14 protein-coding genes are annotated in these 14,034 nt (G+C 61.4%); 7 read left to right on the forward strand and 7 right to left on the reverse strand.

The genetic code is table 11. The features are described from left to right. Positions 1-248: 248 nt before the first annotated feature. The 3 genes from AC1RAC_RS04880 to AC1RAC_RS04890 all read left to right on the forward strand — a co-directional run bounded on the left by AC1RAC_RS04880 (position 249) and on the right by AC1RAC_RS04890 (position 3,272). Positions 249-1,664: a purine-cytosine permease family protein gene (locus AC1RAC_RS04880; RefSeq protein WP_492616310.1), complete on the forward strand. Its 1,416-nt coding sequence runs from the start codon at positions 249-251 to the stop codon at positions 1,662-1,664. Between the two features lie 223 nt (positions 1,665-1,887). Further along, on the forward strand, positions 1,888-2,397 hold the full coding sequence (locus AC1RAC_RS04885) for a GNAT family N-acetyltransferase (protein WP_034125762.1): 510 nt from the start codon (positions 1,888-1,890) through the stop codon (positions 2,395-2,397). Positions 2,398-2,705: 308 nt separating this feature from the next. Continuing rightward, positions 2,706-3,272 carry a hypothetical protein gene (locus AC1RAC_RS04890; protein WP_127881287.1) on the forward strand — a complete coding sequence of 189 codons (567 nt, stop codon included), beginning with the start codon at positions 2,706-2,708 and terminating at the stop codon, positions 3,270-3,272. A 145-nt stretch (positions 3,273-3,417) separates the two neighbouring features. Here the strand turns inward: AC1RAC_RS04890 and AC1RAC_RS04895 are convergent, their stop codons facing one another. Then, entirely contained in the window at positions 3,418-4,611 is a 1,194-nt protein-coding gene (locus AC1RAC_RS04895; protein ID WP_034125765.1) for a TPM domain-containing protein, read from the reverse strand. A gap of 131 nt (positions 4,612-4,742) precedes the next feature. Here AC1RAC_RS04895 and AC1RAC_RS04900 point away from each other — a divergent pair, with 131 nt between their 5' ends. Then, entirely contained in the window at positions 4,743-5,558 is an 816-nt protein-coding gene (locus AC1RAC_RS04900) for an alpha/beta fold hydrolase (RefSeq protein WP_034125766.1), read from the forward strand. After that, a complete protein-coding gene (locus AC1RAC_RS04905) occupies positions 5,548-6,684 on the forward strand; it encodes a PAS domain-containing sensor histidine kinase (RefSeq protein ID WP_259039045.1) in 1,137 nt (378 codons plus the stop codon). Before AC1RAC_RS04900 ends, AC1RAC_RS04905 begins: the two co-directional genes overlap by 11 nt. On the opposite strand, the gene dapF is transcribed toward AC1RAC_RS04905, so the two are convergent. Further along, on the reverse strand, positions 6,681-7,484 hold the full coding sequence (gene dapF, locus AC1RAC_RS04910; protein ID WP_197884190.1) for a diaminopimelate epimerase: 804 nt from the start codon (positions 7,482-7,484) through the stop codon (positions 6,681-6,683). The two genes, AC1RAC_RS04905 and dapF, sit on opposite strands and share 4 nt — an antisense overlap. A 161-nt stretch (positions 7,485-7,645) precedes the next feature. On the opposite strand from dapF, the gene AC1RAC_RS04915 reads away from it, so the two are divergent. Then, the gene (locus tag AC1RAC_RS04915) at positions 7,646-8,143 is read left to right on the forward strand and encodes a P-loop nucleotide/nucleoside kinase family protein (RefSeq protein ID WP_054918604.1); all 498 of its coding nucleotides are present in this window, start codon (positions 7,646-7,648) and stop codon (positions 8,141-8,143) included. A 109-nt stretch (positions 8,144-8,252) separates the two neighbouring features. Here the strand turns inward: AC1RAC_RS04915 and AC1RAC_RS04920 are convergent, their stop codons facing one another. From AC1RAC_RS04920 to AC1RAC_RS04930, 3 genes are read right to left on the reverse strand one after another with little or no spacing between them, the layout of a single operon-like run. Beyond that, positions 8,253-8,663, reverse strand: a complete 411-nt coding sequence (locus AC1RAC_RS04920; protein WP_054918606.1) for an SRPBCC family protein — start codon at positions 8,661-8,663, stop codon at positions 8,253-8,255. A gap of 25 nt (positions 8,664-8,688) precedes the next feature. Continuing rightward, positions 8,689-9,486 (reverse strand): SDR family NAD(P)-dependent oxidoreductase, encoded by a 798-nt coding sequence (locus AC1RAC_RS04925; RefSeq protein WP_259039043.1) that lies wholly within the window; start codon positions 9,484-9,486, stop codon positions 8,689-8,691. Positions 9,487-9,497: 11 nt separating this feature from the next. Next, positions 9,498-10,508: an aldo/keto reductase gene (locus AC1RAC_RS04930; protein WP_054918610.1), complete on the reverse strand. Its 1,011-nt coding sequence runs from the start codon at positions 10,506-10,508 to the stop codon at positions 9,498-9,500. A gap of 112 nt (positions 10,509-10,620) precedes the next feature. On the opposite strand from AC1RAC_RS04930, the gene AC1RAC_RS04935 reads away from it, so the two are divergent. Next, the gene (locus AC1RAC_RS04935) at positions 10,621-11,505 is read left to right on the forward strand and encodes a LysR substrate-binding domain-containing protein (protein WP_492616311.1); all 885 of its coding nucleotides are present in this window, start codon (positions 10,621-10,623) and stop codon (positions 11,503-11,505) included. Positions 11,506-11,635: 130 nt separating this feature from the next. Here the strand turns inward: AC1RAC_RS04935 and AC1RAC_RS04940 are convergent, their stop codons facing one another. After that, positions 11,636-12,928 (reverse strand): NAD(P)/FAD-dependent oxidoreductase, encoded by a 1,293-nt coding sequence (locus tag AC1RAC_RS04940; protein WP_034125775.1) that lies wholly within the window; start codon positions 12,926-12,928, stop codon positions 11,636-11,638. Beyond that, positions 12,925-14,013, reverse strand: a complete 1,089-nt coding sequence (locus tag AC1RAC_RS04945; RefSeq protein ID WP_492616312.1) for a polyamine ABC transporter substrate-binding protein — start codon at positions 14,011-14,013, stop codon at positions 12,925-12,927. Before AC1RAC_RS04945 ends, AC1RAC_RS04940 begins: the two co-directional genes overlap by 4 nt. Positions 14,014-14,034 lie beyond the last annotated feature (21 nt).

The following is a 14,034-nucleotide window of genomic DNA, read 5'->3' on the forward strand; positions in this document are numbered from 1 at the left end:
GCACCTCCATAAACGTGGGTTTTCGCCCCAAACAGGTGCGCAGATACACCGGTTTTTCAAGCCATTGAAGCCCATGCAACATACCGGAGCATAAAACCACGTGAGATATTTTTTTTAAGGTCTATAGCAACAAACTTACTAATTTACCTGCCTGCGCCCATTACAGATGATCACTCCAACAACAAAGCGCCGCCCGTGCAGCGCATAGCGAAGTACGTCCACGTACTCACCTTGCCTTGGAGCTCGTCATGGTTACCAATGCAACATCCTCCGCCCCGCTCATCGAAAAACACACGATTGGATACGTGCCCCCGGAAGATCGCCATGGAAAGGTAAGAGACCTGTTCACCCTGTGGTTCGGCGGCAACATCGCGCCGTTGCCGATCGTCACAGGCGCACTGGGTGTGCAACTGTTCCACCTCAACCTGGTGTGGGGCATTGTCGCCATTCTTGTCGGCCATTTGGTCGGCGGTGTGTTGATGGCATTGCACTCGGCCCAGGGCCCGCAGATGGGCATCCCGCAGATGATCCAGAGCCGTGCTCAGTTCGGCTCCCTCGGCGCGTTGCTGGTGGTGGTGATTGCTGGGGTGATGTACATCGGCTTCTTCGCCTCCAACATTGTGCTGGCCGGTAAATCCCTGCATGGCGTGGTGGACGCCGTGCCTGTGCCGGTGGGCATCGTCATCGGCGCAATCGGTTCCGGGATCATCGGCATCATCGGCTATCGCTTCATCCACGTACTCAATCGCATCGGCACCTGGGTGCTGGGCGCCGGCATCGTGCTGGGCTTTGGCTACATCTTCACCCATGTACAGACCACGGATTTCCTCACCCGTGGCAGCTTCAACATCTCCGGTTGGCTGGCCACCGTTTCCCTGGCCGCGCTGTGGCAGATCGCCTTTGCGCCCTACGTGTCGGACTATTCCCGCTACCTGCCAGCCGACGTGCCGGTAGCCGCAACCTTCTGGACCACCTACCTGGGCTCGGCGCTGGGGTCGAGCCTGGCGTTCATCTTCGGCGCCGTGGCAGTGCTCGCCACGCCGGTAGGCATGGACACCATGGACGCCGTCAAACTTGCCACCGGCGCCATCGGCCCGTTGATGCTGGTGCTGTTCCTGCTCAGCGTGATCAGCCACAACGCCCTCAACCTGTACGGCGCGGTGCTGTCGATCATCACCCTGGTACAGACCTTCGCCTACCGCTGGATCCCGACCGCGAAAAGCCGTGCGGTGATCTCCATTATCGTGCTGGCCGCCTGTTCGATTGCGGCGGTGTTTGCTTCCCAAGACTTCATCGGTCACTTCGTCGACATGGTGCTGGTGCTGCTCGTGGTGCTGGTGCCCTGGACGGCGATCAACCTGATCGATTTCTACGCCATTCACAAAGGCCAATACGACATCGCTTCGATCTTCCGCGTGGATGGCGGCATCTACGGCAAGTACAACCCGCAGGCGCTGCTGGCCTATGCGGTGGGGATCGCGGTGCAGATTCCGTTCATGAACACGCCGCTGTACGTGGGGCCGATTTCGCAGCACATCAACGGCGCGGACTTGTCGTGGGTGGTGGGGCTGGCGGTGACGTCACCGTTGTACTTCTGGTTGGCGAGTCGGGACAGTGCGTATAAGCGCCGGATGGACGGGGGCAAGTTGGTGGGTGGGGTTTGATACAGACGCTCGGTCGCGCCCGCCCTACCCGTCACAACGTGTAGGAGCGCGCTTGCTCGCGAAAAACTCGCAGGCGCCGCGTTCATTCAGGAAACGTGCGTTATCGTTGACGTTTTTCGCGAGCAAGCTCGCTCCTACAAGGGGTGATGAGTGGCCGTGCGGTGCCATAGGCCCGATGTTTCTCTATGATGTGGCCTTTCACTGAATATCCCTGGAACCACCCATGCCCACCCTCACCCTGCGCAACGCCCTGCCCACCGACGCCCCACGCTGCTTTGAAATCGAAACCACCGCTTACGAAGGCGACGAAGCCGCAACGCTTGAAAAAATCGCCACGCGCATCGCGCAGTATCCCGAGGGATTTCTGATACTGGAGGAAGATGGCGCAGTGGTGGGGTTCATCAACTCGGGCTGTGCCCATGAGGTGGTAATGTCGGACGAGGCTTTCAAGGAGTTGGTGGGTCATGACGCCGAGGCGCCGAATGTGGTGATCATGTCGGTGGTGGTCGACCCGGCCCATCAAGGCAAGGGCTATGCGAAAAGACTGATGACCGCGTTCGTGCAGCGCATGGGAACACTGGGCAAGCAGACGATTCATCTAATGTGCAAGCAACAGCATGTGCCGTTGTACACCCGCATGGGCTATACCTACGTGCGCCCTTCGCCGTCGGATCACGGTGGGATGGCGTGGCATGAAATGGTGATGGCGTTGAAAGCCACACCGTCGCAGTAGTGATTGTGTGTTGCAAGGCATGAAACTGCCGAAAAGCCGTGCAGGGAACGAATGCTTTTCAACAGGTAAAAATCCTGGATTTGTCTGTGCTGTCTGACGTCAAGCCTGACGCTGCAAAGCGTTATCTCAGATTGTGCCTACAGCAACTTCTCCCGCTGTATGAGCTAACCACACAGGGGTTTCACACGCTTACATTCACGCGAAACAGGCCACATTGAGTGAAGGTTCCGGGCGCTGTAGCCTGCGAAACACCCCGCCAGGACCCTGCCCCGGCGGGGAATCTTCCTAGCTATCACAGAGGTGCAATCGTGTCTTCAATCAGTGGCTTCACCCCATCCATCCCGACCCATCAACCTGTTGACGCAAACAAGATCGATAACGATAAACCCAGGTACAACCCCTTGGAAGAAAACAGGGTTGGCGATGATGCAGAAGTGTCCGATGGCAAGTGCGGCTGGAAGAGCGTCGGCGACGAATATCGGGCCTACGCCAATCGCAATCGGTTTGATCGCCTCTTCCTGCCTTCGGACAAAAAAGCCATCCACGTCGCTCAGGTCCATCCTCTTCCCCATCGGTTTGATCACCACTTCGTGCCTTCGGACAAAAAGGTCATCGACGACGCGCAGTTCCACCCACTTCCCCATCGGTTTGATCAGATCTTCCTGCCTTCGGACAAAAAGGTCATCGACGACGCGCAGATCCACCCTCTTCCCCGTCGGTTTGATCACCTCTGCCTGCCTTCGGACAAAAAGGTCATCGACGACGCGCAGATCCCCCCTCTTCCCCATCGGTTTGATCACGGTTACCTGCCTGCGGACCAAAAGGTCATCGACGACGCTCCGAGCGTCGCCAATCGCGCCCCCATAGATTCCTAAATCAAATCCGACGGCAAGGGCGGTTGGGTCAAGGCGTAACAGTGCGACCGACTGTTTGCTATCCAAGCCGTTGCGCCTCCCCATGGTATTGCCAAACACGCGCTTGCCATGGGTGGGTGCGAAAGCGTGGGCATCCGCCAGCGAGTCACCAACTGCCGGAAGCCCCACCACCGCCACTGGAACCACCACCACCGGACGAGCTGCTGCTAGAACTGCTGGAACTTGAACCGGAGCCACCGCCCGAGCCAGATCCAGCCCCCTCGCCAACCTTGCCAAAGATAATCAGCGCGACAAACGATGCGATAGGAAACGCCAGCAGCCAGCCGTCGCGGCCGTCGTCAATCACCCATCCTGCCACCACGTACACCACTACCGCCGCCAGCAACCGCACAATAAAACCGGCGCGGCTGGTGCGCCATGTCTCTCTCATGATCAGCAGCAGTACCAGGTACAACCCCAGCACCACCAAGACGCCCAATGGCCACAGCAGCCAATGGATGAAACTGACATCCACGTACTGGTTTGCCATAACCAACCCGAGGCTGTAAGCCAGCAGCCCGATCACACAGTAAAACAGCGTACGCACCTGCCACAGCGCGCCGAATACCGCGCCGCCTATCAACAGCGTCAGCGGCATGACAAACAGGAACATCGGCCACTCCCAACCACCCGCCAGCAGCGTCAACAACAGCGTGGCCGCCACGGCGGCGATCAACGCCTTGCGCCAATGCAGCTTGCCGGCTGCAATCGCCACGCCGCCCAAGCCGCCCAGGATAAGCGCCGCCAACAATGCCATGAATTGGGGGTGGATCCCGGCTCCCGCCAGTTGCGGCAGGTCACCGCCGTCCACCAGCACGGTCAGGGCGTCCACCCCCTGTTGCACACCGCCGGCAAAATCGCCCTGGCGAAACGCCGGGGTGATCTGTTCTTCAATAATACGATGGGCCAGCAGGTCGGTGACGATGCCTTCCAGGCCGTAGCCCACCTCGATACGTACCTTGCGGTCGTCCTTGGCCACCACCAGCAGGATGCCGTCGTTGACGTCCTTGCGTCCCAGTTTCCAGGCACGAAACAGCTGGTTGGCGTAGCCTTCGATATCGGCGCTGCCGGTGGTCGGCACCAGCAATACGGCCACTTGCGCGCCTTTGCGTTGTTCAAGGTCAGCCAGCTGTTGCTTGAGGCGCTGGGCGGTGCCCGAGTCGAGGGTGTTTGTCAGGTCAATGACCCGCTGATCAAGGGCTACCCCAATCGGCGAGGTGTCCGCATGAGCGGTGATCAACAGGCTGGAAAATACCAGGGCCAGTAGGCTGAACACCGATTGCCGCACAAGCACGATCATGTATGGTTACCTGAAGTCTCTCCCTGAAGGCGCCGACTTTACCTTATCTGCGTGCAAACGCGTGACCCAGGGCCTGCGACTATCTAAACTGCCGATCAGCTGCATAGCAATAAGCCATCTACGGGACGCCCATGGACCTAAGTCACCGCAACAATGTACATGTGATGGGCAACGGTCCCTCGACCCTGGTGTTTTCCCACGGTTTTGGTTGCAACCAGGCCATGTGGAATGCCTTGGCACCGCATTTTGTCGAGCGCTTTCGCGTCGTGCTGTATGACCTGGTCGGCGCCGGCCTGTCGGACTTGAGTGCGTTCGACAAAGCCAAATACAGCCGCCTGGATGGCTATGCCCATGACCTGAACGAGATTATCGACGCCTACGCCCAAGGCCCGGTGATTCTGGTGGGCCACTCGGTCAGCGCGATGATCGGCACCCTCGCGGACCGTTTCATCCCGCAGCGCATTGCCGCGCACGTGATGATTGGCCCATCGCCGCGCTATATCGATACCGAGGAATATGTCGGCGGTTTCAAGCGCGACGACATCGACGACCTGCTCGACACCCTCGACAGCAACTACCTCGGCTGGTCCAGCGCCATGGCCCCGGTGATCATGGGCGCCCCGACGCAGCCGCACCTGAGCGAGGTGCTCACCGACAGCTTCTGTCGCACCGAGCCGGACATCGCCAAGCAGTTCGCCCGCGTGACCTTCCTGTCGGATAACCGCCAGGATGTGTTCGGCCTGACCACCCCGGTGCTGATCCTGCAATCGACCGACGACCTGATCGCCCCCGTGGCCGTGGGTGAATACCTGCACACCGTATTACCTAACAGCACTTATTGCCTGGTCGAGAATGTCGGCCATTGCCCGCATATGAGCGCCCCCCAGGCGTGTGCCGCGGCGATGGACCGGTTCCTGGCCCCTTGGGCGGCTGCCGATGCCCGTTGACCCGCTGTTTGACAGCGCGGCCTGTGCCCTGGCGGTGACCCAGGAAGATGGCACGATCCTGCACGTCAACCCGCGCTTGTGCGATTGGCTGGGCTTCACTTCGGCCCAGCTGCTGGGCCGGCGTTTCCAGGACCTGCTGGCCATGGGCGGGCGGATTTTTTACCAGACGCACCTGGCGCCGATGCTGCGTATGCATGGCAGCGTCACCGAGGTGAAGCTCGACATCCGTCATTGCAACGGGCACAAAGTCACGGTCTTGCTCAACGCCAACCGGCGCCAGCAGCCCGACGGCGTGGTGTATGACTTGGCGCTGTTCGGCACCACCGACCGTGACAAGTACGAGCGTGAGCTGCTCAATGCCCACAAGCAGGCTGAAGCCCTGCTGCAGGAAAAAACTGCTGCGGAACTGGCCCTGCAACAGGCCCAGGCCGAACTGAGCGAGGCCTATGCCATTGCCCAGCGCCGGGCGTTGTTTGCCGAGCAGATGGTGGCGATTGTCAGCCATGACCTGAAAAACCCACTCACCGCGATCCGCATGGCCTCCGACTTTCTCCAGCGTGGCGAGCGCACGGCCAAGGAGCGCCAGTTGTTGGGGCACATCGGCCAGTCGTCCGAACGCGCCCACCGCATGATCGCCGACCTGCTGGACTTCACCCAGGCCCGGGTCGGCCAGGGCATTACCATCAAGCCGCAACCGCTGGACCTGCACAGCGTTATTCATCGCAGCGTCGACGAACTGCGGGTGGCCTTCCCCAAGGCCACGCTGGTGCATCACGCCGAGGGCCAGGGCGACGCGTGCCTGGACGCCGACCGCGTGCAACAGATGATCGGTAACCTGGTGGCCAACAGCGTGGCCTATGGCGACTTGCTGCAGCCGATCACCATTACCTCGCGCCTGGGCGATAACACCTGCGCGGTCGCGGTGCACAACCACGGCCCGGCGATTCCCCAAACCCTGCTGGCCGGGTTGTTCGAACCCATGACCCGCGGCACCGACCAGGGCAGCGACGTGCGCAGCGTAGGCCTGGGCCTGTATATCGTGCGCGAACTGGCCAAAGTACATGGCGGCGACGTGGCGGTGAGTTCCTGTGCGAGCGCCGGTACCACGTTTACCGTGAAGTTCTAGTACAGGTACGCGGTGCCCTGCATGATCGGCTCGACACCGCCGGTCAATATCACCCCGCCCTGCCCGTCCCATTGCACCGTGACCGCGCCGCCGTCGCACTGGACCTCCACACGCTCATCGAGCAGCCCTCGCCGGATGCCGTTGACGACCGCCCCGCAACAGCATGAACCGGACCCCAGCGGCACACCGCCGCCACGCTCCCAGATACGCAGGCGGATATGGCCGCGGTCCAGCACTTGCACGAAATGCACATTGGTCCTGGCCGGAAACAGCGGGTGAACTTCCAGGGTCGAGCCCATGGCCTCAATATCGAGCGCAGTCACATCCTCTACAAAAAACGTGCAATGCGGGTTGCCCATGCTGCACGCTGCCGGCTGGCCGTCGATAGGCAACACGCAGGTGTCCATCGCCTTGGCCAAGGGTACCGACGCCCAGCCCAGCGAGGGTGCGCCCATGTCCACCGACACCCGCTGCCCATCAGCACGTGTGCATGTCAGTAAACCGCGGTCGCTAAGCAGCACGATGGTCTCGGCGCCTGCCTCATGCATCAGGCGATCGGCCACGCCACGAGTCGCGCTGCCGCAGGTTTGCAGGCGTGTTCCGTCCGGGTTCCAGAACTGAACGCGCGCGGCGGCCTGCTCACAGTCGAGCACCACCGCCAGTTGATTGAAACCGATGCCGGTGCGGCGGTTACCCAGGTGGCGGGCAATCTGCGCATTAACGGGGTTATCCTCGCCACGGCGGTCGATGATAATGAAGTCGTCGCCGTGGGCGTGCATCTTCACGAACGGCAGGGTCATGGGCGCTCCTGTGGGTGAAATGAATCACGCGGTTCTAATACCACTGTAGGAGCGAGCTTGCTCGCGAAAAACTCACAGGCACCGCGTTTATTCAGGCAGTACGCGTTTTTGTTGGCGTTTTTCGCGAGCAAGCTCGCTCCTACATATGGGGTTGATGGGTCATGCTTATTGTATTCAGCGGCTTGCCTGGCAGTGGCAAGACCACGATTGCCAGGGAGCTGGCGCGACAGTTGGGCGCGGTTTACCTGCGTATCGATGTGATTGAGCAGGCGCTGCGGGAGGCTGCGGTGTTGGTGGGCGATGTGGGGGCCAGCGGCTACGGTGTGGCGAATGCGCTGGCGCTGAGTAACCTGCGCCTGGGACAGCGGGTGATCGCCGATTGTGTGAACCCGGTGAAGGAAAGCCGCGATGCCTGGCAAGCGGTGGCGACCGCGGCCGGCGTGGCACTGATCAATATCGAGGTGGTGTGTACCGATCAGCAGGCGCATCGGCGTCGAGTCGAAGGGCGTGTGGGCGATATTCCCGGGCTGGTGCCACCGACCTGGGAATCGGTACAGGCACATGAGTATGAACGCTGGGAGGTACCACCGTTCAGGCTGGATACGGCGCAGATGACGCCGGCAGAGGCTGTCGCGGCAGCCTTGCTCCATATAGGCTAAAACCCAACCCTGTGGCGAGGGAGCTTGCTCCCGCTGGGGAGCGAAGCGGCCCCGCTCTTTGTGGGACTGCTACGCAGTCCAGCGGGAGCAAGCTCCCTCACCACAATCTTTAGAAGTTACCGCGCAGCGCCTCAAGCCCGCCTTCGTAAATACCGGCAAACAATTCCTCGACTTGCGCATCGGTGGTACCCGCTGCCGGCGTGAACACGCCGGACCAGGTCACTTTCGCCGAGGTGTCCGTCAACGCTTCAACCTGCAAGGTCGACAGGTAGGCACTCACCGGAAACGGCGACGCTTCAATGGTGTAGCTGTAGGTGCGCGCCACGTTGTCGAAAGTCTGCAAGCGCTCGACAATCGTGCCGCCGTCAGCGGCGGTCAGGTGACGCACACGACCACCCTCGCTCGGCTCGCTCTTGGCAATCAAAGGCAGCCAGTCGGGCAGGCTGTTGAAGCCGCCAATCAGTTGCCAGACCTGGTCGGCCGACACCGCAATTTCAATCACAGAAGACGCTGTTGCCACGATCAATACTCCAGTCAGGAAAAAATCAGATTGCCATGCTGTCGACAACGCCACCGTCGACCCGCAGCGCGGCACCGGTCGTCGCCGAAGACAGCGGTGAAGCAATGTACGCCACCAGGTTCGCCACTTCATCCACATTGGCCGCGCGCTGGATGATCGAGGTGGGCCGCGCATGGCGCACAAACACATCCGCTTCCTCGCGGGCACTGCGCCCGGATTCGGCCGTAGCGTCCTTGAGCATGTGTTCCAGGCCATCGGTAAAGGTAGGCCCCGGCAAGATAGCATTCACCGTCACCCCAGTACCCGCCAGGCGCTTGGCCAGGCCGTGGGACACCGCCAGGTTGGCGCTTTTGGTCACCCCGTAGTTGATCATGTCGGCCGGCGTCGCCACGCCAGACTCCGACGACACGAAGATCACCCGGCCCCAGCCCTGCTCGACCATACCCGGCACATAATGCCGCGCCAGGCGCACACCGGAGATCACATTGACCTCATAGAAGCGCGCCCACTCACTGTCCGGCGCGTCGAAGAAATCCACCGCGTCGAAGATGCCCAGGTTGTTGACCAGAATGTCGGCGCGGGGTTCGGCGGCGAAGAGTTTCTGTGCGCCTTCAACGGTGCCGAGGTCGGCCACCACACCACGCAGTTGAGCAGCGGGAACCGCCTGGCGAATGCTCGCCAAGGCCTCGTCCACCTTGCCTGCATCACGCCCGATCACCACCACCGTGGCACCGGATTGCGCCAGGGCCTGGCTGATGCCCAGGCCGATACCGGCGGTGCTGCCGCTGACAATAGCCACTTTGCCGCTTACATCAATCTTCATGCTCAAGCTCCTTAACGTGAGAGAGGCAAAGGTGCACGGTCCGAGATCAAGCGGGCCTCGCGCAACGCCTGCCAGAAGGCTGCTGGAATCTGTTCAGACAACGCCGCGACGTCTTCGGCAATCCGCCCCGGACGACTGGCACCGGGAATCACCGCCGCCACCGCCGGATGCGCCAGTGAAAACTGTAGCGCAGCGGCCTTGATACTGACGCCAAACGCCTGGGCAATCGCCTTGATGTGCTCGACCTTGGCAATGATCGCCGGACCGGCTTGCTGGTATTCAAAGTGCGCACCGCCAGCGAGGATGCCGGAGCTGTACGGGCCACCGACGACGATCTCGACCTGCTGGGCGTGGGCTGCGTCCATCAGGCGCTGCAAGGCGCGGTCGTGGTCCAGCAGCGTATAGCGACCCGCCAGCAGAAAGCCGTCGGGCTGGGCTTCGGCCAGGTCCAGGGTCAACTCGCAAGGCTCGACACGATTGACGCCCAGCCCCCAGGCCTTGATCACTCCTTGCTCGCGCAAACGGGTGAGTACTTTGAAGGCACCAGTGCGGGCCTGGTTGAAGTATTCCAGCCATTGGTCGCCGTAAAAATCCTGGGCGATGTCGTGAACCCACACGATGTCCAGGCGATCGGTTTGCAGGCGTGTCAGGCTGTCTTCAATGGAGCGCAGGGTGGCGTCGGCGCTGTAGTCATTGATTATTTTATTGGGCCGGCCGTGTTCGAATACGCCGCTTTTTTCCCCAAGGTCACGGGCGGTTTCTTCGACTTCATCGAGAATTACCCGGCCAACCTTGGTGCTGAGCACGTAGTCATCGCGGTGATAGTTGGACAGGGCCTGGCCCAAGCGGATTTCCGACAGGCCCGAGCCGTAGAACGGCGCGGTATCGAAGTAACGCACGCCGTGGCTCCAGGCGGCCTCGACGGTGGCCTGGGCTTCTTCTTCGGGGATAGCGCGAAACATATTGCCCAAGGGGGCGGTGCCAAAGCCCAGTACGCCGGGCAGTGTGTCTTTCAAGCTCATGGTGGTTCCTCAATCGGTGCGAGGTCGCTGTGACCGTTGAGCAGATGCTAGATTGCGCAGATCAGACCGTCCAAGACATACTGCGACCAACTTGAGTCCTTGCAGGTCTTACATGATCGATCTACGCCAGTTGCGCTACTTCGAAGTGGTAGCCGAAGAAGAACACGTCGGCCGCGCCGCCGAGCGCTTGCACATTTCCCAATCGCCCCTGAGCCGGCAGATCGCCCAGCTCGAGGAACGCCTGGGCCTTACCCTGTTCGAACGCAGCCAGCAGCGTATCCGCTTGACCCGCGACGGCCAGACTTTCCTGGCCGAAACCAAGGCACTGCTGACCCACGCCAACCGCCTGGAGTCTCTGGGCAAGCGCCTGGGCCGCGGCGAAGAAGGCGGTTTGTGCATCGGTTATATCGAAAACGCCATGCACGCCGGTGTCTTGCCCAATGCCTTGCGCATACTGCGCGACGACCGGCCCGCCGTGCATATCAAGCTGTACAACCTGCCCTCCCTGGAACAACTGGAAGGTTTGCGCCAACGCAGCCTGGACATCGCCCTGGTGAGCGAACCACCTGCCGCCGACGACCCGGACCTGACCGCCTGGCAAGTCCTCGATGACCCGATGCTGCTGGCCCTGCCCGAACAGCATCCGCTGGTTCAACAACATGAACTGTTACCCGAGCACCTGGCCGACCAACAATGGATCGGCGTGCAGCGCAAACCTGGCGCCAACCCGGCCGATGATTTCGTCGCCGCCTGCATCCGCGCCGGTTTCACCCCGCAGATTCCTATGGAAGCCAGCGAGCCCTTTACTGCATTGGGCCTGGTCGCATCGGGCCTAGGGGTGGCGATGGTGCAAAAAGGCCTGAGCCGCAACGCTCCACCGGGCGTGGTATTGCGCGAACTGCCGTGGCTGGCCTACACCACACCGCTGTGGGCGGCCTGGCACCGCGTCAACTTGAGGCCGTTGGTGGAAACCTTTCGCAAAGTGCTGACCGACTGATCGTTCCCACGCTCCGGTGATCGTTCCCACGCTCCGCGTGGGAATGCATCCCATGACGCTCCGCGTCACTAAACGGCGGGACGCGGAGCGTCCGCGGCGGCGTTCCCACGCAGAGCGTGGGAACGATCAATCAGAGTGCTTCGCGCAACCGATACCACAACATCCCCAACGCCAGCAGCGGCGAGCGCAGCGCCTTGCCACCGGGAAAGGTCATGTGCGGCACCTGGCTGAAAATATCCAGGCCCTGGCTTGCACCCGCGTGTATCCCTTCGGCCAGCAACCGTGCGCACCAGTGCGTCACGTTCAAGCCGTGACCGGAATAGCCTTGGGCATAGAACACGTTGGGGTACTGCTTGAGGCGCCCGACCTGGGGAAAACGGTTGGCGGTAATGCCGATCTTGCCGCCCCACTGGAATTCAATAGCCGTGTTGGCCAACTGCGGGAACACCTTGAGCATTTTCGGGCGCATGTACGCGGCGATGTCCTGGGGGTCGCGCCCCGAGTAGTGGCAGGCGCCACCGAACAACAGGCGCCGGTCGGCGGTCAGCCGGTAGTAATCCAGGCCGACTTTCTGGTCGCACAGCGCCAGGTTCTGTGGGATCAACTGCTGGGCCACGGGCTCAGGCAGAGGCTCGGTGGCGATGATGTAGCTGCCCGCCGGCAGTACCTTGCCGCTCAAGCGCGGCTCCAGCTCTTCAAGATGGGCATTGCATGCCAGCACCAGGTTGGCTGCGCGCACGCTTCCGCCTGTGCAGCGCACCCGCACCGTTTCGCCATGGATCAGCTCCAGCACCGGGCTGTGCTCAAAGATACGCACCCCGAGGGCTTCGGCCGCCTGCGCTTCACCCAATATCAGGTTGAGCGGGTGCAGATGTCCGGAACCCATGTCGACCAGGCCGCCGGCATACATAGCAGAGCCCACCACCTGTGCCATGTCTTGTGGGCCGACCAGCCGCGTTTCGTGGGCATACCCCACGGCCGCCAGGTGCGCCTGTTCGCCCTTGAACGCCGCGAACTGCGCCGGAGTATTGGCGAGTTCGCAAAACCCCCAGCGCAGGTCACAGTCGATGCCGTGCTCGGCAATGCGCTGGCCCACCAGGGCGACCGAGTCGATACCGGCCCGCTCCATATAGCGCACGCCCTCCTCGCCCACGTATTTGGCGAACCCGGAGACATCATGGCCAATGCCACGGATCAATTGCCCACCGTTGCGCCCGCTTGCGCCCCAACCGATGCAGCGCGCTTCCAGCAGCACCACCGAGAGCCCGCGCTGGGCCAGTTCGATGGCGGTGTTGACCCCGGTAAAGCCGCCGCCGATCACACACACATCGGCGCTCAGGTCTGCCTCAAGTGCGGGCCGCTGCGCCATGGCATTCGCCGAAGCGCGGTAATAGGACGGGGCGTGTTCATTGGGCTGCATCATCGGTTGGACTTCACTTTGCTCCAGGCGCGGGTCATCACGCGCATGGTCGCCGGCGTAGGCGTGGTGGAGATATAGAGTTTGTCGAGTACGTCCTGGGGCGGGTACACCTCAGGATTGTTCACCAGCTCCGCAGGCATGAACGGCTTGGCGGCCGGGTTGGCGTTGGCATAGCCCACCGAGGTGCTGACCTTGGCAATCACCTCAGGCTCAAGCAGGTCGTTGATGAACGCATGGGCTTCTTTAGGGTTGCTCGCATCGGCCGGAATCGCCAACAGGTCGAACCACAGGTTGGAGCCTTCCTTGGGGATCGAGTACGCAATGTTCACCCCGTTCTTGGCTTCCTTGGCGCGGTTGGCGGCCTGGAACACATCGCCGGAATAACCGAAGGCCACGCAGATATTGCCGTTGGCCAGGTCCGAGATGTACTTGGAAGAGTGGAAATAGGTGATGTACGGCCGCAGCGTCAGCAGCTTGGCTTCGGCCTGCTTGTAGTCCTCGGCATTCTCGCTGCGTGGGTCCTTGCCCATGTAGTTGAGGATCGCCGGGAACAGCTCATCCGCTGAATCGAGGAAGGCCGCGCCGCACTCGTGCAACTTCTTGATATTTTCCGGTTCAAACAGCACCGCCCACGAATCGATGCGGTCGATACCCAGCACTTGTTTGACCTTGTCGACGTTGTAGCCAATGCCATTGGTGCCCCACAGGTATGGCACCGAGTGCGCATTACCGGGGTCGTTCTGTTCCAGTAACTTGAGCAGCTTGGGGTCCAGGTTCTTGAAGTTGGGCAACTGCGCACGGTCAAGCTTGAGGAACGCACCGGCCTTCACCTGGCGTGCCAGGAAATGGTTGGACGGCACCACCACGTCATACCCTGTGCGCCCGGCCAGCAACTTGCCCTCCAGGGTTTCGTTGGAGTCGAACACATCGTAGATCACCTTGATGCCGGTCTTGGCCTGGAAGTCCGCCAAGGTGGTCTCGCCAATGTAATCGGTCCAGTTGTAGACACTTACCGTCGGCGCCGCCTGGCCGGCACTGCTGAACGCCGCGACCAGGGCCAGTGGAAGAAGCTTGTTCACAAGACGCATATCGTCACCCCTCTTATGCTT

Source organism: Pseudomonas sp. GW823-FHT02F05, assembly GCF_058797315.1.

Bases quoted from the DNA above. Each gene is read 5' to 3' on its own strand.
- AC1RAC_RS04925 (WP_259039043.1), bottom strand. From the start codon at position 9,486: ATGAAGATTGATGTAAGCGGCAAAGTGGCTATTGTCAGCGGCAGCACC.
- AC1RAC_RS04895 (WP_034125765.1), bottom strand. From the start codon at position 4,611: ATGATCGTGCTTGTGCGGCAATCGGTGTTCAGCCTACTGGCCCTGGTA.
- AC1RAC_RS04945 (WP_492616312.1), bottom strand. From the start codon at position 14,013: ATGCGTCTTGTGAACAAGCTTCTTCCACTGGCCCTGGTCGCGGCGTTC.
- AC1RAC_RS04880 (WP_492616310.1), top strand. From the start codon at position 249: ATGGTTACCAATGCAACATCCTCCGCCCCGCTCATCGAAAAACACACG.
- AC1RAC_RS04885 (WP_034125762.1), top strand. From the start codon at position 1,888: ATGCCCACCCTCACCCTGCGCAACGCCCTGCCCACCGACGCCCCACGC.
- AC1RAC_RS04905 (WP_259039045.1), top strand. From the start codon at position 5,548: ATGCCCGTTGACCCGCTGTTTGACAGCGCGGCCTGTGCCCTGGCGGTG.
- AC1RAC_RS04940 (WP_034125775.1), bottom strand. From the start codon at position 12,928: ATGATGCAGCCCAATGAACACGCCCCGTCCTATTACCGCGCTTCGGCG.
- AC1RAC_RS04930 (WP_054918610.1), bottom strand. From the start codon at position 10,508: ATGAGCTTGAAAGACACACTGCCCGGCGTACTGGGCTTTGGCACCGCC.
- AC1RAC_RS04900 (WP_034125766.1), top strand. From the start codon at position 4,743: ATGGACCTAAGTCACCGCAACAATGTACATGTGATGGGCAACGGTCCC.
- dapF (WP_197884190.1), bottom strand. From the start codon at position 7,484: ATGACCCTGCCGTTCGTGAAGATGCACGCCCACGGCGACGACTTCATT.
- AC1RAC_RS04915 (WP_054918604.1), top strand. From the start codon at position 7,646: ATGCTTATTGTATTCAGCGGCTTGCCTGGCAGTGGCAAGACCACGATT.
- AC1RAC_RS04935 (WP_492616311.1), top strand. From the start codon at position 10,621: ATGATCGATCTACGCCAGTTGCGCTACTTCGAAGTGGTAGCCGAAGAA.